Raw genomic sequence first — 17,813 nt, forward strand, 5'->3', positions numbered from 1 at the left:
TTCGCGGCGGCCACCGCGAGCGCACGTCATGTGCCGTGTCACGAATCGCACCCGGCACCGCAGTCGTTCCTTCTTTCACGCGCGGTAACAGGAACGACTGTTGCAACATGCGGAACAACCATTGTCTCGCGTGACGCAACGACCACATTGTGGGCATAATGGCGTCTTTACCGCGCGCCCTGCCCATGTCGCCCGTCTTTCTAGCACCGCTCATCGTTGCCTGTGCGTTGTTCATGGAAAGCGTCGACGCGAACATCATCGTCACCGCACTGCCCGCGATGGCGAGGGACTTCGGGCACAATCCCGTCACACTGAACATTGCGATCACGGCCTACGTGGTCGGCCTCGGCGTATTCATCCCGATCTGCGGATGGCTTGCCGACCGCTTCAGCGCGCGCGCCGTCTTTCGCACCGCGATCGGCATCTTCGTCGCCGGCTCGCTGATGTGCGCGGCCTCCAACTCGCTCGGCGTGCTGACGTTCGCGCGCTTCGTGCAGGGCGTCGGCGGCGCGATGATGGTGCCGGTCGGCCGGATCATCATCTTCCGCGCGGTGCCGCGCTCCGATCTCGTGCGCGCGATGAACTACCTCGCGATTCCCGCGCTGTTCGGGCCGACGCTCGGGCCGCTCGTCGGCGGCTTCATCACGACCTACCTGCACTGGCGGATGATCTTCTTCATCAACGTGCCGATCGGCATCTACGGGATCTACCTCGCCAGCAAGCACATCGCGAACACGCACGAGCCCGATCCCGGCCCGCTCGACTGGTTCGGCTTCCTGCTGTCGGCAAGCGGCGCCGCGCTGCTGCTGATGGGCCTCACGCTGATCGACGGCTCGCTCACGTCGCGCGGCAACGCGCTCCTGATGTGCGTGGCCGGCGCGGTGATGCTCGCGCTCTACGTGCCGTACGCGCGCCGCAAGGCGCGTCCGGTGCTCGACCTCAGTTTCCTGAAGATCCCGACCTATCACGCAAGCGTGGTCGGCGGGTCGCTGTTCCGCATCGGCCTCGGCGCGGTGCCCTTCCTGCTGCCGCTCGCGCTCCAGGAAGGCCTCGGGATGAGCGCGTTCCACTCCGGGCTGATCACCTGCGCATCCGCGCTCGGCGGCGCGGTGAGCCGCTCGACGGCCACGCATACGCTGCGCCGCTTCGGTTTTCGCACGGTGCTGATCTACAACGCCGCATTCGCCGGGCTCGCGATCGCCGCCTACGGCGTGTTCCATCCGGGCATGGCGACCTGGGCGATCTGGACGATCGTGCTGGTCGGCGGCATCTTCCCCGCGCTGCAGTTCACGAGCCTGAATTCGATGATCTACGCGGATATTTCGCAGGCCGATGCAGGCCGCGCGACGAGCCTGGGCAGTGTCGTGCAGCAGATGTCGCTCGGGCTCGGCGTGACGGTCGCCGGCCTCGTGCTGCACTTGTCGCACTGGCTGCAGGGACATCAGACGATGGTGTGGTCGGATTTCTGGCCCGCGTTCGTCGTGGTCGGGCTGTGTTCGTTCGCGTCGATTCCGATCACGCGGCGGCTGCCGCCCGGCGCCGGCGATGAAGTCGCGCGCGGCAAGCGGCAATAAACAGGCTGTCCGGGAAAGGGCTGGCAGCGGAATAACCGGAAAACAAAAAAATCAGCGGACATCCACACGGGGCCGGTGCACAGCCGCATGGATGTCCGCTCAGGGCTCCGGGTCTCTCATTGGGGGTTGAGATTCCCTGATCTGCTTCCTGCGTGCCATGGACATATGTGCGTCGGAAGCCGAATCGTTGCGCGCACATTTCGTCGCGCCATGACTGCACTATAGGGAAAGTCGCGCCGCGCATCTGTCAAGCATTGTCAGAAGCGTCGCGTGCATGCGTCGCACACGTGCGCCGCTTTCGCGCTAAAGTGGTGCCCGACTGCCACCCTCAGCCGCCGTTCCGATGCTTACGCTCTCGCCCGCCGCCGCCCGCGCGCTGCATCTTGCCGCGCAGGGCCTGCTGACCCCGCCCCGCCGCAAGGCCACCAAGGCCGACGTGCTCGACACGATCCGCCGGATGGCGCAGTTGCAGATCGATACCATTCACGTCGTCGCGCGCAGCCCGTATCTCGTGCTGTTCAGCCGCCTCGGCGACTTCGCCCCGCAGTGGCTCGACGAACATCTCGCCGAGGCGCGCCTGTTCGAATACTGGTCGCACGAGGCGTGCTTCCTGCCGGTCGAGCAATTCGGGCTGATGCGCTACAAGATGCTCGATCCGTCGGGAATGGGCTGGAAATACGCGGCCGAATGGCACGAGCAGAATCGCGCGGACATCGACCGCATGCTCGCGCGAATTCGCGACGAAGGCCCGGTGCGGTCGGCGGATTTCATTCGCGAAGACGGCGCGAAGGGCAACGGATGGTGGGACCGCAAGCCCGAGAAAAAGCACCTGGAGGTGCTGTTCACGACCGGCGACCTGATGGTGTCCGAACGCCGCAACTTTCAACGGATCTACGACGTGCGCGAACGCGTGCTGCCCGGCTGGGACGATGCACGCGACCTGCCGCCGCGCGACGCGGTGCTGCCCGCGCTGCTCGACTACACGTGCCGCGCGCTCGGCGTCGTGCGCGCGGACTGGGTGGCCGATTACTACCGGCTGCCGCGCCGTTCGTACCGCGCGGAGCTCGAGCGGCTGGCGGATGCGGGCGAGCTGATTCCGGTGGAGATCGCGGACTGGAAGGAGCCGGCCTACGTGCATCGCTCGCTCGAAGCGCTGCTGCCGGCCGCCGCGGCCGATACGCTGCGCTCGACCGTCACGACGCTGCTGTCGCCGTTCGATCCGGTGGTGTGGGACCGGCGGCGCGCGTCGACGCTATTCGGGTTCGACTACACGATCGAGTGCTATACGCCCGCGCACAAGCGGCGCTACGGCTATTTCTGCCTGCCGGTGCTGCATCGCGGCCGGCTGATCGGGCGCGTCGACGCGAAAGCGCATCGCGCGCTCGGCACGTTCGAATTGAAGGCGGTGCATGTCGAGCCGGGCGTGCGGTTCGGCACGGGGCTCGCGGCCGACGTCGCGAAAGCCGTGAAACGGCTGGCGGCGTGGCATGGGACGCCGGAGGTGGCGGTCGCGCACGCGCCGCCCGAATTGTCGAAGGCGCTGGCCGGCGCGTAAGGCCGGCGGAGCCGCGCCGCGCGACGGGCAACAGCGACGCGCGCGCCGATTGCGATTGCGCGGCGGCGCGCCCGTCTGCCGCCACCTGCCACGACTCAGTCGCGCAGTTTGCGAAAACGCGGGGTGCCGTCCGGCAGGTTCTCGTTGAACATCGCTTCCGGCCGCACCCACAGGCCGCGCGCATGCGGCCACAGATGCTCGTACACCACCACCGATTCCTCGGTTTCGGAATGACGGGCAACGCCGATGTAGCGATACAGCCCGCCCTTGTAGTGACGATGCGTGGCGAGTTGTTCGGCTTCCTGTTCGGTCATGATCTGCTTCCCTTCGGCAAGAACGAAAGCGCGTATTGTATGCGCTCGCCGCGCGTCAGCGTTTCGCGTAGATGTCGGGGCGGCGAATCTCCATCAGCCGCTCCGGATTCGCGGACGGCCCGAAGCCGACCGGCCGGTACAGTTCGTGCGCATCGGTCGTCACGAGCATGATGCGGCGCAGGCTGCGCACCATCGGCTGCGCGAATACGTGGTCGATCAGCGCGCGGCCATAGCCGTTGCCGCGGTCGGCCGGCAGGACGAAGACGTCGCACAGGTACGCGAACGTCGCGTGGTCGGTCACGAGCCGCGCGAACCCGACGAGCCGGTCGCCCACGTACGCGCCGAAGCACAGCGATCCGTCGATCGCACGCTCCACGACGTCGCGCGGAATGCCCTGCGACCAGTACGCGTCCCGGTGCAGGAAATCGAAGATCGCGTCGATGTCGAGTTCGCGCTTGTCGGTGGAAAATCTCAGCGTGGCGGGAGTGGCTGCGGGCACGTCGGCTCTCCGGTCGGGTCGGGGGCGGAGCAGCAACGATAGCGCGACTCGACCAGCCGAGGCAACCGAACGCCGCGCGACGCACTCTGGCGTCTGCTCTTCCATCTCGTCTCGCCTCGCCACGGGCACAACTGATCGCACGGGCCACGCGGCTCGATTCGGTGATATCGTCACCGGCTCAATGAACTCGCAGCATCGCTTCATGCCCTATCGACTCATCGCGTTCGACTTCGACGGCACGCTCGCCGATTCGCTCGACTGCTTTCTCGCGGCGCTGACCGAAGCGTCGCGCATGCACGGCTTTCGCGACGCGACGGCCGACCTGCGCCCGGCGCTACGTGGCATGTCGGCGCGCGAGATCATCCGCGCGCTCGAGGTGCCGATGTGGAAAGTGCCGCGCGTGACGCTCGACATGCGCCGGCTGATGCGGCCACGCATCGCGCACGTGAAGCTGTTCCCGGGTGTCGACACGACCTTCGACGCGCTCGCCGCGCGCGGCATCCGCATCGCGATCGCGACGTCGAACAGCGAGGACATCGTGCGCGACCGGCTCGGCCCGCATGCGAGCCGATGCGTCGATACGTTCGCGTGCGGCATTCCGCTGTTCGGCAAGGCACGCCGGCTGCGCGCGCTCGTGCGCGAAGCGGGCATGCAGCCCGCCGACGTGCTGTACGTCGGCGACGAAATCCGCGACGCCGAAGCGGCACGCCGCGCGCGGATCGCCTTCCAGGGGGTCTCGTGGGGTTACACGGCCGCCGATGCGTTGCAGGCGCATTGCGCGACGCCATTGCTGCCGCATCTCGACGCCTTGCTCGACCGCGTGTGAGGACGCAGCGCGGATCGCGCGTTCGATTCGGCGGATCGCGAAGCAACCGGCGCGCTCCGCGCGCAAGACGATGAAACGCCGATGACACGCGCACACATCGCAGCCATTGCATGCACGCCGCGCACGCAAAAATTTCCGCCACGATGCGCGCGACAGGTACGCTCTACCTGCCCGCGCGCACACACATCGATTCGTCTTACCAACCGTTACACAAACCACAGCGCGGTTGCACCTGCTACCTGAGCGGTCTCCTAGAATCAGTCGGGCCGGGAAACACTTCGAACGCCGCCGCGGCAGACCGGCCACCGAGTCCGGCCCGGGCGCGCCCGGTCTCTCGCACAGCTGCGGATCACCCGATCCGCCCGTTAATCAGAGCCCCGATTGAAAGGAGGTCCCATGAACCGCTTTCCCCAAGTCTCGCGCCTTGCATTGTCTGCCGCTGGCCTGCTTCTCGTCGCCGTGACGGCGACCGCGCAAACCGCGCAAACCGCGCAACCGGCGCCGGCCGCACCGGCCGCCGCCACGCAGACGCGCATCCACGAAGCCGACCAGACTTTCATCACCGACGGCACGAAAACCGTGTCGACGCAGCACGATGCCGCACGCATCGCCAATTCGCGCACGTCGGACAGCCAGGTGAAGGCGTTCGCGCAGCGCGTGTCGACCGACGACGAGAAGATCATCCAGGCGATGCGCGCGGCCAGCCCGCGCGGCGTCGACGTGCCGGCCGACGATCCCGACACGGCCGTGCTGGACGGCATCAAGAACCTGCGCGGCGCGGAATTCGACAAGGCATACATCGAGCAGGTCGCGCTCGCCGGCCAGCAAAAGACGATCTCGGCATTCCAGGCCGAAATCGCTTCGGGCCGCGACACGAAGCTGAAGGAAGTCGCACGCCAGGCGCTGCCGATCCTGCAGGCGCACTACGCGGACGCGCAGAAGCTCGCCCAGCGTCACCACCTCGCATCGGCACAGTAACGCGATGCCCCACCGCGCATCGCGCGCGGTGCTCCTCTTCCCCGCTTCCCCGCTCGTCGCGTCGCCGTCCCCCCTTTCGGCGGCGCGACGCCAGCGCCTCCCCGGTTCGCGTTACGTCGCCAGCTTCGCGCGCAACCGCTCGCTCACGTCCGGCCATTCGTCGTCGATGATGCTGAAGCGCACCGAATTGCGCTTGCGGCCGTCGGGCATGATCCGCTCGTGACGCACGATCCCTTCCTGCTTCGCGCCGAGCCGCAGAATCGCCGCGCGTGACTTCTCGTTCAGTTCATCGGTCGTGAACTGCACGCGCACGCAGTGCAGCGTGTCGAACGCGTACGAGAGCAGCAGCCATTTCGCCTCGGTATTCGCACGCGTGCGCTGCGCCGATTCGCTCAGCCACGTATGACCGATCTCGAGCTTGCGATTCTTGCGGTCGATCTTCCAGAAACGCGTGCTGCCGATCGCGCGGCCCGACGCGCGATCGACGATCACGAACGGCATCACGGTGCCGGCCGCGCGGCCTTGCAGCGCCGTGTCGACATAGGCGTCGACCGTGTCCTCGCCCGGCACGACCGTGACCTTCAGGTTCCACAACCGACCGTCCGCCGCCGCATCGAGCAACGCTTGCCGGTCGGATGCCTCGAGCGGCCGCAGTACGATGCGCTCGCCGGTGAGCGTCGGTTGTTCGAGGGAAGATGATGCGTCCGTCATGTCCGGTTCCGTTTCCATGAAGATGACGCGGAGGATGACCCACCGCGCAGCGAAACGCCCATCATACGGCCAGCGTCAGCCGGGCAGCGCGGCGAGCCGCTGGCGAATCGCGTGCGCTTCGCCGCGCAGCGCGTCGGCGAATGCGTCGACGAGCAGGCTCTTCGGCCGGTGCTCGGGCACGATCACGCTGACGCGGTACGGAAACGAGCGCGTGAGCGGCCGCACGTGCAGGTCGCGTCCGACGAAATCGAGCGCGGTCAGCGGGTTGACGATCGCGGCGCCGAGCCCCTGCCGCACGAATGCGCACACCGACACGGCCGACGGCGTCTCGACGATCGAACGCGGCGCGACGCCGAGCTGCGCGAACGCCTCGTCGATCAGGATCCGGTACGGGTCGTTCAGCGACAGGCTCACGAACGGGCGGTCGGCGAGATCCGCGAGATCGATCGCGCGTTGCGCGAGCAGCGGATGGCCGTCGGGCAGCACGCATACCTCGTCGACTTCGAGCAACGGCGTGAGGACCGTGCCGGCCGGCGCGATGTCGTGTTCGGTCAGCCCGAGATCGTAGCGCTGCGCGGTCAGCCACTCCTCGAGCACGGGTGACTCCTGCGTCGCGACCGACACGCTGACGCCCGCATGCGCGTCATGGAAACGCCGGCAGGCGCCGGGCAGGATCGCGTGCGAAAACGCCGGCAGCGCGATCACCGACAACTGCCCGTCGCGAAACTCGCGCAGCCGCGCGGCCGTCGCCGCGACACGCTCGAGCCCCACATACGCGAGCCGCACGTCGTCGAACAGCGTGAGCGCGGCCATCGTCGGCCGCAGCCGCCCGTGCGAGCGCTCGAACAGCGCGAAGCCGATCACCTGCTCCATGCGCGCGAGCTCGCGGCTGATCGTCGGCTGCGACGTATAGAGCATCTCGGCCGCACGCGTCGTGCTGCCGGTGACCATCAGCGCGCGGAAGACCTCGATGTGCCGGTGTGTGAGCATGAGCGCCTATATCCAAAATGAATAGAATCTCGAAAAACAGGCATTTTACTGTATAGGCGTTCAGGCGCATCATTCACGCTATCCGTTCATTCGATCCGATTCTTCCGCCATGTCCCTCGATTCCCGCCAGCTCGCGGCGCTCGCGCAGCAATACGGCACCCCGCTGTGGGTGTACGACGCCGACGTCATCCGCAACCGCATCGCCCAACTGCGCCAGTTCGACGTGATCCGCTATGCGCAGAAGGCGAACTCGAACCTGCATATCCTGAAGTTGATGCGCGACGAAGGTGCGTGCGTCGACGCCGTGTCGCTCGGCGAAATCGAGCGCAGCCTCGCGGCCGGGTTCAGTCCGGCGGGCGAACCGGAAGGCGTCGTGTTCACGGCCGACCTGATCGACCGCCCGACGCTCGCGGCCGTGCTGAAGCACGGCGTGACCGTGAACGCCGGCTCGCTCGACATGCTCGCGCGCGTCGGCGAGCATGCGCCCGGCCACCGTGTCTGGCTGCGCGTGAACCCGGGCTTCGGCCACGGCCACAGCAACAAGACCAACACCGGCGGCCCGCAGAGCAAGCACGGCATCTGGATCGACGACGTGCCGCGCGCGATCGAGATCGTTCGCCAGTACGGGCTGAAGCTGGTCGGTATCCACATGCATATCGGCTCGGGCGTCGACTACGGCCATCTGTCGCAGGTGTGCGACGCGATGGTCGACCTCGTCACGTCGCTCGGCCACGACATCGAAGCCATCTCCGCCGGCGGCGGGCTGTCGATTCCGTATCGCGACGGCGAGCCGCGCGTCGACGTCGGTCACTACTTCAGCCAGTGGGACGCCGCGCGCAAGCGGATCGAACGGCATCTCGGCCACGCGGTGCGCATCGAGATCGAACCGGGCCGCTTCCTCGTCGCGGAAGCCGGCACGCTCGTCACCGAAGTGCAGGCCGTGAACCACCGGCCGAAGCACGACTTCGTGCTGATCGACGCGGGCTTCAACGACCTGATGCGTCCGTCGATGTACGGCAGCTACCACGCGGTGTCCGTGCACACGCACGACGGCGCACTGCCTGCCGGCCGGCCGCTCGTCGACATCGCGATCGCAGGGCCGCTGTGCGAGTCGGGCGACGTGTTCACGCAGGACGCGGGCGGCGTGGTCACGCACCGCAAGCTCGCGCAGCCGCAGATCGGCGACCTGCTGTTCCTGCACGATGCAGGCGCATACGGCGCGTCGATGTCCTCGAACTACAACAGCCGGCCGCTCGCGCCGGAAGTGCTCGTCGATCGCGGCACGCCGCGGCTGATCCGCCGCCGGCAGACGATCGACGAACTGCTTGCGCTCGAAACGTTCGAGTAAAACGCGCCTTCGCGCCGCGTTCGACGCGGCGGACGCCAACGGCCAGGCTTGCCACTACCGGCATGCCTGGCCGTTCTGCTTTTCAGCAATCGTTTCGGGCGCAACCGCTCGACCACGCCGTAGCACCCGATGCTGCGCACCCCGTACAACCGCAGCAGATCGCATGCACCGTGCTTCACGCATGGAGAAAAACTTTCCACGCCGCGTGGAAAGTCCATGCTTTTTTGGAAGCACTTTCCTTTTTGACAAAACTAAGATTGCCCTCAGTCGTTCAGCATTTGCGTCACCGGACACGCATCGACGATGCAGCCGGTCTACCCCACTCGCAAGCCGCACGGGCACTCATGAACACGATGCTTGAATTCTTCGCCGCGCAACGCTACGCCACCGTGCCCGAACGCATGCCGTAACGCCTCGCGGCACACGGCTCGCACCGTCTCTCGCCGCACTGTTTCCCGCTTCCCGCCCACGGCGACGCCGCCCGTCGCCGCGGACGCGCTCACCCTGAATTTTCGACAACGACGTTTCGACAACAACCCTGGAGACAACCATGAAGCCCTTCACCCCGACGCTCAAGCAAGGCCTCGCCGCCGCCCTCCTCTGCGTGGCGGCCACCGCGTCGCACGCGGCGGACCTGCTCGACACCGTCAAGCAGGCCGGCGTGCTGAAGATCGCGCTCGAAGGCACCTACCCGCCGTTCGACTACCGCAACGCCGAAGGACAACTCGAAGGGTTCGACGTCGACGTCGCGAAGGCCGTCGCCGCACGGCTCGGCGTGAAGCCGCAGTTCGTCACGACCGAATGGAGCGGGATTCTCGCCGGGCTGCAGGCCGGCAAGTTCGACGTGATCGTCAACCAGGTCGCGATCACGCCGTCGCGCCAGCAGGCGCTCGACTTCAGCATGCCGTACGTGTATTCCTCCGCGCAGCTGCTGCAGCGCCAGAACGACACGCGTGCGTTCAAGTCGCTCGACGAGCTGAAGGGCAAGAAGGTCGGCGTGACGATGGGCAGCAACTACGTCGATCTCGTGAAGACCGTGCCCGCGATCGATCTGCAGGTCTATCCGGGTACACCGGAAAACCTGCGCGACCTCGCGGCGGGACGTATCGACGCGGCGGTCAACGACCGCCTGATGCTGAGCTATCTGATCAAGAACTCGCACTTGCCGCTGCGCCCCGGCTCCGTGCTCGCCGGCGGCGAGGACCGCATGGGGATCCCGTTCCGCAAGGGCAACCCGAAGTTCGCGAAGGCGATCGACGATGCGGTCGCGTCGCTGCAGCAGGACGGCACGCTGAAGAAAATCTCGATGCAGTGGTTCGGCTCGGACACGACCAAACCGATCGCGCAATAACGCAGCCGTCACGCGGCCGCGCACACGCGCGCGCGGGCCGGCCGCCACCTCGGCGCACACGACACACAATCAGGAGACACGCGATGGAAGCACTCGATCTGGTCATTCAAACCCTGCCCGTGATGGTGAAGGGCGCGCTGCTCACGCTGAAGTTCGCGGTGGCGTCGATGGCCCTCGGCCTCGTCGTCGGGCTCGTGGTCGCGATCATGCGGATCGGCAGCAACCGGCTCGCGTCCGGTCTCGCGCGGGGCTACGTCAGCCTGATGCGCGGCACGCCGCTGCTCGTGCAGATGTTCGTCGTCTACTACGGGCTGCCCGATCTCGGCATCACGCTCGATCCGACGACGGCCGGCATCTTCACGCTGACGCTCAACGCCGGCGCTTACCTGTCGGAAAGCATGCGCGGCGCGATCCTCGGCATCGGCCGCGGACAATGGGCGGCCGCGCACAGCCTCGGCCTCACGCACGTGCAGACGCTGCGCTACATCGTCTGCCCTCAGGCGCTGCGCCTCGCGGTGCCGAGCCTCGGCAACACGCTGATCAGCCTGATCAAGGACACGTCGCTCGTGTCCGTCATCACCGTCACCGAGCTGCTGCGCTCGACGCAGGAAGTGATCGCCGCGACGTTTCAACCGCTGCCGCTCTACCTCGCGGCCGCCGCGATCTACTGGGTGCTGAGTACGCTGCTCACGCGGCTGCAGGGCCGCGTCGAGACGCGCCTCTCGCTGCCGTCCACGCATTGAGCATGCGCACCTCGTTCAACCCGAACCTCAACCACGGACAACCATGATTACGCTCGACAACGTTTCCAAGTGGTATGGCAAGCATCAGGTCCTTTCCGAATGCAGCGCGGCGGTATCGAAAGGCGAAGTGGTCGTCGTCTGCGGGCCGTCGGGCTCCGGCAAGTCGACGCTGATCAAGACGATCAACGGCCTCGAGCCATTCCAGAAAGGCAGCATCGTCGTCGACGGCATGCGGCTCGGCGATCCCGCCGCGAAACTCGCGCAACTGCGCGCACGCGTCGGCATGGTGTTCCAGCATTTCGAGCTGTTCCCGCACTTGTCGATCACCGACAACCTGACGCTTGCGCAGGTCAAGGTGCTCGGCCGTCGCAAGGACGAAGCGATCGAGAACGCGATGAAGCTGCTCGATCGCGTCGGCCTGAGGGCGCACGCGCACAAGTATCCGGGGCAGTTGTCGGGCGGGCAGCAGCAACGCGTCGCGATTGCACGCGCGCTGTCGATGAACCCCGTCGCGATGCTGTTCGACGAACCGACCTCCGCGCTCGATCCCGAGATGATCAACGAAGTGCTCGACGTGATGGTCGAGCTTGCGCGCGACGGCATGACGATGGTGTGCGTCACGCACGAGATGGGCTTCGCGAGGAAGGTCGCGCATCGCGTGATCTTCATGGACCAGGGAGCGGTGGTCGAGGATGCGGCGAGCGAAGCATTCTTCGCCGCGCCGCGCTCCGAACGCGCGCGCGACTTCCTCGACAAGATCCTGCACTGACCGCGCGACGCCTTCGCTCCGATTTGACCGACTTTCAAAGGACGACATCTTGAACCAACCGCACTCGACCGACACCCTGCTCGCTCACGAAGGCCGCGCGCACGGCCAGCCCGGCTCGCCGGTGAACCCGCCCGTGTATCGCCAGTCGACGCTGCTCTTTCACGGCACCGACGCGCTCGACGCGGTGCGCGGCACGCCGCTCGCGTACGGACGCCACGGCAGCCCGACCACGCGTGCGCTCGAAAAGGCGCTCGCGCGCCTCGAAGGCGCGCACGCCGCGCTGCTCACGCCGAGCGGGCTCAGCGCGATCACGACCGCGCTGCTCGCGGTACTGAACCCCGGCGACCATCTGCTGATGGCCGACTCGGTGTACGACCCGACCCGCTCGTTCTGCGACGAGACGCTCGCGCGCCTCGGCATCGAGACGACCTATTACGATCCGTCGATCGGCGCCGGCATCGCGTCGCTGATGCGGCCGAACACGCGTGCGGTCTTTACCGAATCGCCGGGCTCGCTGACCTTCGAAGTGCAGGACATTCCCGCGATCTGCCGCGTCGCGCACCAGCATGATGCGGTCGTGCTGCTCGACAATACGTGGGGCACGCCGCTGAATTTCCGCTCGTTCTCGCACGGCGTCGACGTGTCGATTCACGCGGCGACCAAGTACATCGCCGGACACTCCGACGTGCTGATGGGCGTGATCCTGACAACCGAGGCGCTCGCGCAGAAGGTCACGCGCTGCTACCGGCAGCTCGGGATGACCGTCAGCGGCGACGATGCGTATCTCGCGCTGCGCGGGCTGCGCACGTTGTCGGTGCGCCTCGAACGCCACCAGCGCAACGCGCACGTGCTGACCGAATGGCTCGCGCGGCAGCCGGAAGTCGCGCAGATCCTGTATCCGGCCCGGCCGGGCGATGCCGGCCATGCGCTGTGGCAGCGCGACTTCACGGGAGCGTGCGGCTTGTTCGGCCTGGTGCTGCATCCGCAGCCCGACGATGCCGTGCGCGCGCTGCTCGACGGCATGACGTGCTTCGGCATGGGCTACAGCTGGGGCGGCTTCGAAAGCCTGATCATCCCGTCGAATCCGTCGCGCCACCGTACCGCGACGCCATGGCTGGCAGCCGGCCCGCTGCTGCGCATCCACGCAGGGCTCGAGCATCCCGACGACATGATCGCCGACCTCGACGCCGGTTTCGCGAGAATGCGCGCCGCCGCGGCCGCGCTCGCGGAAGCCTGACATCGGGCGCGTCGTACGCATCTCCCCGCACTCCCGTTTTTTTCAACGTTCGTCCACCACTGATAGCGAGGCCATCATGAAAGACACGCTGTTCATTCTCCGCCCGGGTTTCTTCAAGGACTCCGAAGGTCCGTTCTACTGCGGCGACTCGGTTGCCGTCGAAGGGCTGCTGAGCTTCTATCCGCAGTTGCGCGACGCCGTCTCGGTCGAGTACGTCGACGCGCCGCGGCCGCGCCGGCCGATCGTCGCGCTGATCGGCGAGGACAACCAGTCCGCGCCGGTGCTCGTCCTGGGCGACGGGCAGGCGCCGAAGGACGACGCGGTCGGGATTCGCGAACACAACGGCCGCCGCTTCATCGATTCGCCGGCCGATATCCGGCGCTACCTGTCCTCGCAATACGGCGTCGCGCACGTCGCGTAAGCACGCCGGCGCCCGGTGTCGACGGGCGCCGCCGAACGGGGCGCGCGGCAGGCGCGGCCCGTTCGCCGTTTCCGCCACGCACGTCGCCGCGCGCGTGCGACGTACTCGGTCACGCGGCTCGCCGCGACCGATGGCCGTCCCGGGCACCCCGCCTCCGGCCCGATGGACTTCAATGCAACGCGACACCGGATGCTGGCACACACCGGGGCCCGCCGCGACCAGCCTCAGCCGGGCGAACTGCAGACGGGCGCGAACGCGAATGCCGCCGGCTCGGACGGCACGTGGCGTGCGAGCCACAATGCGGCCTCGGTCCGGTTGCTCACGCCGATCTGGCGGAACAGCGCATACAGGTGATTCTTGATCGTGCCTTCCGCGACGTTGAGCACGCGGCAGATCTGCTTGTTCGACTTGCCTTCGGCCAGCAGCCGCAGCACGTCGCGCTGGCGCGGCGTGAGACGCTCGAATGCGCGATCGTCCCCGGCCGGCACGCCGCCCGGGCGCGCCTGCGTCGCGCCGCCGTCGCTCGGCGGCACATAGATCGCACCAGCCGCGACCCGGCCGAGCGCGTCAGCGAACTCGTCAGCGCTCGCGTGCCGGTCGATGATGCCGGCCGCCCCCGCCAGCAGCGCATCGGCAATCGTGCGGCGGCACACGGTGGCCACCACGCACAACCACGGCGCGCCGGCGAACGTCTCGTTCAGCACGCTCGGCCAGCTCGGCCGCGCGGCGTGCTCGTCGCATTCGATCGTGATCGCCTCGACCGTCCCGGGCAGCAACGCGTCGCGCAAGCGCAAAACGTCCTCGGGACGGCGGGCCGACCACACATGCCAGTCGACATCGCGTTTACACAGTACGTCCGCCACGCCCGCGACGAATAACGGCGGGCTATCGATCATCAGAACGTTCATTGCGCGGTTTCCTCGAAATCGGGATGCTCGGTTTAGGTTTTTTTGCTTCCCTACCCGGCGTTTTTTTACCGCTGTTTTACCCGCCGCGCACTAGGCCCGTCGCTCCGTGACGAATGGCCTAATTCATCCACGCCGCGCGTACCGATGCCCGCCGAGGGCCGGCCAGGGCCGCCGGACGTGACGGACGTCATATTTTGTAAACGTCTTCAATTTCCTAATGTAAATAAAGACAACGAATTTCCGTTGTCTTCAACACGAAGAGGAGTTTATTCATGGACGCGAATTTCATCGGCTCAGTGATTAACGCTTTACCCATGGACCAAATGATCGCCGGCCCGTTAAAGGCGATGATCAGCGCGCAGACGCAGGCCGCGAAGAGCTACGCGGATTTCCTGATGCAGGTCTGCATCCAGGGCGGCAAGGCCGTGGCCGTCCAGTTCGACTACGACGAGACGCTGGTGGACGAAGCCGGCGTGTCGAAGGGTGTCGTGCAGAAGACGATGCGCATCCCGCTGCTCGCGGCGATCGTCCACCCGATCATCGCTATCGAGGAAGGCACGATCGACTTCGAAATGGAGATTACGCAATCGGAGAAGTCGTCGTCGTCGACCGAGGCCGGCGGCGAATTCCAGGCGAAGTTCGGCTGGGGGCCGATCAGCGTCAGCGTGTCCGGGCGTGTCTCGCACAAGGCGGAGCAGACGCGCAGCACCGACACGCGCGCGAAATATTCGATCCATACGCAGGTGAAGCGCCAGTCGCCGCCCGAAGCGCTGATGCGCGTGATCGACTTCCTGACCGAAGCCGCGACCAAGCCGGTCGTCACGGAAGGCAACGCGAAGGCCGTGAAGCCGCTGCCGGCGACGCCGACCGACGGCAAGCTGGTCGGCGATGCGTCGGCGGCAGGCGGCGGCACGGCCGCGCCTGCTGCAGCCGGTTCGGATGCCCAGCAGCCGGCGCACGCGTAAGCGCGCGGGCCGGCCATGTTCAGGCTCTTCAGACGGTCTCGCCGCGCGGACGGCGGGCACGACGATGGGGATACGCGTCCGGGCGGCAGCACAGCCCGGCCGGAACCGGACGCGACGGACCCGCCGCCGGCCGGTGCGGCGGCCGGCAAGACCGGGACGGTCTCAGGCACCGGTGCCTCGGCGGCGGTAACCGCCGATCCGGTGCCCCACGTGCCGCCCGAGGCCTCCGGCTCGCCGGCCGGGGCCGCGCCGGGCACGCACGACGCATCGGGCAACGCGCCCGGCGCGTCCGCCGGCGGCCTGCCCCCCGCTCCGCCCGCCCCGCCGGCGCCGCCCGGCACGCCGGCCGACGACGAGCGCCCGCCGCCACGTGGCATCGCGCTCGACGAAATCGCGCGCGGGATGCAGCACGCCGCGGCCGCCGCGAACCAACTGCTCGTGCACCAGTACACGGCCGTGCTCGATCAGTTCTTCGACCTGCGCGACGACGGCCTGCTCGCGCCACGCGAGGTCACGGTCGCGCTCGACGCGGAGCACACGATGCCGGTGCCGCTCGTCGCGCTCGCCACGCCGCGCGGACTCGCGCTCGACCGGATGATCGTGCACCTGACGGTGCGCGGCGACTTCACCGAGGCGTTGCCGGCCGGCGGTGTCGCGGGCGACGACGACCAGCGCGGCCGCTTCTACGTGACGTTCGCGCCGCGCTCCGGGAAGAAGGACGCGCAGGGCAATGCGCGGCAGCGCGACACCGAGCACATCGACATCGAAATGCAGTTCGCGGCCCTGCCGCCGCCCGAAGCGATCATGCGCGTGATCGACGAATACACGCATCGCCTGGTGCCGCGCGCACGGCCGGGCAGCAAGGAGAACGACGATGGCGAACCAGCCTGAACACACCGGTGAGCAAGGCATCGCGCTGATCAAGCAGTTCGAGGGGCTGCGGCTCGCGCGCTATCTCGACGCGGTCGGCAAGCCGACGATCGGCTACGGGCACCTGATCCTGCCGCACGAGCGCTTCACACGACCGCTCACGCCGGCCGAAGCCGAGGCGCTGTTGCGGCGCGACCTGCGCGGCGCCGAGCTGAACCTGCGCAAGCTGCTGCGCGTGCCGGTCACGCAGCAGCAGTTCGATGCGCTGATGTCGTTCGTCTTCAATCTCGGCGCGGGACGGCTGCGCTCGTCCACGCTGCTGCGCTACCTGAACGCCGGCGCGTGCGCGCGTGCGGCCGACCAGTTCCTCGTCTGGAACAAGGCCGGCGGCAAGCCGCTCGCGGGGCTCACCAAGCGCCGCCAGGCCGAGCGCGCGCTGTTCATGTCGTGAGCGCCGCGGCACCGCACCGGCCGAACGTCACGGGTCGCCGCGCATGTCGTTCGCGCCATTTCGCACGTCGTCGGCTGCCCGTAAGCTGAAACTGTCGCTGAAGTCTTGCCGCATCCGTTCCAGCCGTTCGTCATTCGCCATTCGTTACTCGTCACGACAGGAGTCCCGCATGAAGGTCACTTGCTCGCCCGGCCGCACAACGCCGCCCGTTTCCACCGTTTCGCGCACGCTGCGCCGCGTGCTCGGCGCCGTATGCGTCGCCGTTGCCGCAGTGGCGTCGGTCGCGCCGCACGCCGTCGCCGCCCCCGCCGATCCGCTGCCCGCATACGGCGCCGACCTCCAGCGCACGTCGGTGTCGGGGCTGTCGTCCGGCGGCTTCATGGCCGCGCAGTTCGACGTCGCGTTCTCGAGCCGGCTGATCGGCGCGGGCATCGTGGCGGGCGGGCCGTTCTACTGTGCGGGCGTGAACGAGTTGATCCCGCCGGCGGTGGCCGCCACCACGCTGTGCATGCAGCCGATCGGCCCCGCGCCATCCGCGGCCGATGCATGGCGCGCCGCGCGCATGTTCGCGCAGCGCGGCGAGATCGACGATCCGGCCGCGCTGCGTGGTCAGCGCATCTACGTGTTCAGCGGCGCGAAGGATACGGTGGTGTCGACGCGCGTCGTCGACCAGACCGCGCGCTTCTACACGCTCGCGCAGGTCCCGGCCGCGAACCTCCAGTACCGCGAATCGCCGGACGCCGGGCATGCGTTCATCACGAACCGCCCCGAAGACAACGCATGCAGCGCGAACGCGAGCCCGTATATCGACAACTGCGGCTTCCAGCAGGCGCACGACATCGTGCGCTGGATCTACGGCACACCTGACAAGCCGCTCAATCCGCCTGCCACTCAGGCGGGCGGCAAGCTGCTGAAGTTCGATCAGCGCGCGTTCGATCCGCAGCGCGGCGCGTCGCTCGGCGACACGGGCTACGCATACGTACCGGCCGACTGCGAGCGCGTGGCCTGCGCGGTGCACGTGGTGTTCCACGGCTGCGTGCAGAACGTCGCTGCCGTCGGCGAGAAGATGATTCGCGGCGTCGGCTACAACGAGATCGCCGATACGAACCGGCTGATCGTGCTCTATCCGCAGGTCGAAAAATCGGCCGTCAATCCGCTCGGCTGCTGGGATTTCTGGGGCTATACGAGCACCGATCCGCTCCACCCCGGCTTCTACCGCCGCGACGCGCCGCAGATGGCCGCCGTGATGCGGATGGTGCAGCGCCTCGGCGCCGCGCGTCAGTAATCCACGTATCGGCCGCCA

Annotated in this window: 19 protein-coding genes; 14 read left to right on the top strand and 5 right to left on the bottom strand. The window is 67.5% G+C overall.

Features of this window, described 5'->3' with window-relative positions; genetic code table 11:
• Window positions 1-185: 185 nt before the first annotated feature.
• Window positions 186-1,574, top strand: a complete 1,389-nt coding sequence (locus tag BTE28158_RS03385) for an MFS transporter (protein ID WP_151049379.1) — start codon at window positions 186-188, stop codon at window positions 1,572-1,574.
• 343 nt (window positions 1,575-1,917) lie between these two features.
• Window positions 1,918-3,129 (top strand): winged helix-turn-helix domain-containing protein, encoded by a 1,212-nt coding sequence (locus BTE28158_RS03390; protein WP_124901243.1) that lies wholly within the window; start codon window positions 1,918-1,920, stop codon window positions 3,127-3,129.
• Window positions 3,130-3,224: 95 nt separating this feature from the next.
• Here the strand turns inward: BTE28158_RS03390 and BTE28158_RS03395 are convergent, their stop codons facing one another.
• Together BTE28158_RS03395 and BTE28158_RS03400 are read right to left on the bottom strand one after the other, a co-directional pair.
• Complete coding sequence (locus tag BTE28158_RS03395; RefSeq protein WP_006751720.1) at window positions 3,225-3,443, bottom strand: DUF1653 domain-containing protein; 219 nt, start codon at window positions 3,441-3,443, stop codon at window positions 3,225-3,227.
• A 55-nt stretch (window positions 3,444-3,498) separates the two neighbouring features.
• Complete coding sequence (locus BTE28158_RS03400) at window positions 3,499-3,942, bottom strand: GNAT family N-acetyltransferase (RefSeq protein ID WP_059685971.1); 444 nt, start codon at window positions 3,940-3,942, stop codon at window positions 3,499-3,501.
• Window positions 3,943-4,144: 202 nt separating this feature from the next.
• On the opposite strand from BTE28158_RS03400, the gene BTE28158_RS03405 reads away from it, so the two are divergent.
• Window positions 4,145-4,768: an HAD hydrolase-like protein gene (locus BTE28158_RS03405; RefSeq protein ID WP_059600317.1), complete on the top strand. Its 624-nt coding sequence runs from the start codon at window positions 4,145-4,147 to the stop codon at window positions 4,766-4,768.
• Between the two features lie 396 nt (window positions 4,769-5,164).
• Window positions 5,165-5,746 carry a DUF4142 domain-containing protein gene (locus BTE28158_RS03410; protein WP_151049377.1) on the top strand — a complete coding sequence of 194 codons (582 nt, stop codon included), beginning with the start codon at window positions 5,165-5,167 and terminating at the stop codon, window positions 5,744-5,746.
• 111 nt (window positions 5,747-5,857) lie between these two features.
• Here BTE28158_RS03410 and BTE28158_RS03415 read toward each other — a convergent pair whose 3' ends face one another.
• The gene (locus BTE28158_RS03415) at window positions 5,858-6,457 is read right to left on the bottom strand and encodes a GNAT family N-acetyltransferase (protein ID WP_151049375.1); all 600 of its coding nucleotides are present in this window, start codon (window positions 6,455-6,457) and stop codon (window positions 5,858-5,860) included.
• 75 nt (window positions 6,458-6,532) lie between these two features.
• Complete coding sequence (locus BTE28158_RS03420; RefSeq protein WP_059600096.1) at window positions 6,533-7,447, bottom strand: LysR family transcriptional regulator; 915 nt, start codon at window positions 7,445-7,447, stop codon at window positions 6,533-6,535.
• Between the two features lie 109 nt (window positions 7,448-7,556).
• On the opposite strand from BTE28158_RS03420, the gene lysA reads away from it, so the two are divergent.
• From lysA to BTE28158_RS03450, 6 genes are all read left to right on the top strand, one after another.
• On the top strand, window positions 7,557-8,795 hold the full coding sequence (gene lysA / locus BTE28158_RS03425; protein WP_151049373.1) for a diaminopimelate decarboxylase: 1,239 nt from the start codon (window positions 7,557-7,559) through the stop codon (window positions 8,793-8,795).
• A 550-nt stretch (window positions 8,796-9,345) separates the two neighbouring features.
• A complete protein-coding gene (locus BTE28158_RS03430; protein WP_124628104.1) occupies window positions 9,346-10,146 on the top strand; it encodes a transporter substrate-binding domain-containing protein in 801 nt (266 codons plus the stop codon).
• 83 nt (window positions 10,147-10,229) lie between these two features.
• The gene (locus BTE28158_RS03435; protein WP_151049371.1) at window positions 10,230-10,889 is read left to right on the top strand and encodes an amino acid ABC transporter permease; all 660 of its coding nucleotides are present in this window, start codon (window positions 10,230-10,232) and stop codon (window positions 10,887-10,889) included.
• Between the two features lie 43 nt (window positions 10,890-10,932).
• Complete coding sequence (locus tag BTE28158_RS03440) at window positions 10,933-11,658, top strand: amino acid ABC transporter ATP-binding protein (protein ID WP_059468348.1); 726 nt, start codon at window positions 10,933-10,935, stop codon at window positions 11,656-11,658.
• Between the two features lie 49 nt (window positions 11,659-11,707).
• The gene (gene metC, locus BTE28158_RS03445) at window positions 11,708-12,895 is read left to right on the top strand and encodes a cystathionine beta-lyase (RefSeq protein ID WP_124901239.1); all 1,188 of its coding nucleotides are present in this window, start codon (window positions 11,708-11,710) and stop codon (window positions 12,893-12,895) included.
• Window positions 12,896-12,971: 76 nt separating this feature from the next.
• Window positions 12,972-13,316: a DUF3088 domain-containing protein gene (locus tag BTE28158_RS03450; RefSeq protein ID WP_124628100.1), complete on the top strand. Its 345-nt coding sequence runs from the start codon at window positions 12,972-12,974 to the stop codon at window positions 13,314-13,316.
• 224 nt (window positions 13,317-13,540) lie between these two features.
• On the opposite strand, the gene BTE28158_RS03455 is transcribed toward BTE28158_RS03450, so the two are convergent.
• Complete coding sequence (locus tag BTE28158_RS03455) at window positions 13,541-14,224, bottom strand: helix-turn-helix transcriptional regulator (RefSeq protein WP_151049369.1); 684 nt, start codon at window positions 14,222-14,224, stop codon at window positions 13,541-13,543.
• Between the two features lie 272 nt (window positions 14,225-14,496).
• On the opposite strand from BTE28158_RS03455, the gene BTE28158_RS03460 reads away from it, so the two are divergent.
• The 4 genes from BTE28158_RS03460 to BTE28158_RS03475 all read left to right on the top strand — a co-directional run bounded on the left by BTE28158_RS03460 (window position 14,497) and on the right by BTE28158_RS03475 (window position 17,795).
• On the top strand, window positions 14,497-15,189 hold the full coding sequence (locus BTE28158_RS03460) for a DUF2589 domain-containing protein (protein WP_059600103.1): 693 nt from the start codon (window positions 14,497-14,499) through the stop codon (window positions 15,187-15,189).
• Between the two features lie 210 nt (window positions 15,190-15,399).
• Window positions 15,400-16,080, top strand: coding sequence for a DUF2589 domain-containing protein (locus tag BTE28158_RS03465; protein ID WP_244107998.1), 681 nt, complete (start codon window positions 15,400-15,402; stop codon window positions 16,078-16,080).
• Window positions 16,064-16,510 carry a lysozyme gene (locus tag BTE28158_RS03470; RefSeq protein WP_124628096.1) on the top strand — a complete coding sequence of 149 codons (447 nt, stop codon included), beginning with the start codon at window positions 16,064-16,066 and terminating at the stop codon, window positions 16,508-16,510. Before BTE28158_RS03465 ends, BTE28158_RS03470 begins: the two co-directional genes overlap by 17 nt.
• A 169-nt stretch (window positions 16,511-16,679) precedes the next feature.
• Entirely contained in the window at window positions 16,680-17,795 is a 1,116-nt protein-coding gene (locus BTE28158_RS03475; RefSeq protein ID WP_151051368.1) for an extracellular catalytic domain type 2 short-chain-length polyhydroxyalkanoate depolymerase, read from the top strand.
• Window positions 17,796-17,813 lie beyond the last annotated feature (18 nt).

Source organism: Burkholderia diffusa, from assembly GCF_902499115.1.
Classification (GTDB): Bacteria; Pseudomonadota; Gammaproteobacteria; order Burkholderiales; family Burkholderiaceae; genus Burkholderia; species Burkholderia diffusa.

Bases quoted from the DNA above. Each gene is read 5' to 3' on its own strand.
- BTE28158_RS03385 (WP_151049379.1), top strand. From the start codon at position 186: ATGTCGCCCGTCTTTCTAGCACCGCTCATCGTTGCCTGTGCGTTGTTC.
- BTE28158_RS03390 (WP_124901243.1), top strand. From the start codon at position 1,918: ATGCTTACGCTCTCGCCCGCCGCCGCCCGCGCGCTGCATCTTGCCGCG.
- BTE28158_RS03395 (WP_006751720.1), bottom strand. From the start codon at position 3,443: ATGACCGAACAGGAAGCCGAACAACTCGCCACGCATCGTCACTACAAG.
- BTE28158_RS03405 (WP_059600317.1), top strand. From the start codon at position 4,145: ATGCCCTATCGACTCATCGCGTTCGACTTCGACGGCACGCTCGCCGAT.
- BTE28158_RS03410 (WP_151049377.1), top strand. From the start codon at position 5,165: ATGAACCGCTTTCCCCAAGTCTCGCGCCTTGCATTGTCTGCCGCTGGC.
- BTE28158_RS03415 (WP_151049375.1), bottom strand. From the start codon at position 6,457: ATGACGGACGCATCATCTTCCCTCGAACAACCGACGCTCACCGGCGAG.
- BTE28158_RS03420 (WP_059600096.1), bottom strand. From the start codon at position 7,447: ATGCTCACACACCGGCACATCGAGGTCTTCCGCGCGCTGATGGTCACC.
- lysA (WP_151049373.1), top strand. From the start codon at position 7,557: ATGTCCCTCGATTCCCGCCAGCTCGCGGCGCTCGCGCAGCAATACGGC.
- BTE28158_RS03430 (WP_124628104.1), top strand. From the start codon at position 9,346: ATGAAGCCCTTCACCCCGACGCTCAAGCAAGGCCTCGCCGCCGCCCTC.
- BTE28158_RS03435 (WP_151049371.1), top strand. From the start codon at position 10,230: ATGGAAGCACTCGATCTGGTCATTCAAACCCTGCCCGTGATGGTGAAG.
- BTE28158_RS03440 (WP_059468348.1), top strand. From the start codon at position 10,933: ATGATTACGCTCGACAACGTTTCCAAGTGGTATGGCAAGCATCAGGTC.
- BTE28158_RS03450 (WP_124628100.1), top strand. From the start codon at position 12,972: ATGAAAGACACGCTGTTCATTCTCCGCCCGGGTTTCTTCAAGGACTCC.
- BTE28158_RS03455 (WP_151049369.1), bottom strand. From the start codon at position 14,224: ATGAACGTTCTGATGATCGATAGCCCGCCGTTATTCGTCGCGGGCGTG.
- BTE28158_RS03460 (WP_059600103.1), top strand. From the start codon at position 14,497: ATGGACGCGAATTTCATCGGCTCAGTGATTAACGCTTTACCCATGGAC.
- BTE28158_RS03470 (WP_124628096.1), top strand. From the start codon at position 16,064: ATGGCGAACCAGCCTGAACACACCGGTGAGCAAGGCATCGCGCTGATC.
- BTE28158_RS03475 (WP_151051368.1), top strand. From the start codon at position 16,680: ATGAAGGTCACTTGCTCGCCCGGCCGCACAACGCCGCCCGTTTCCACC.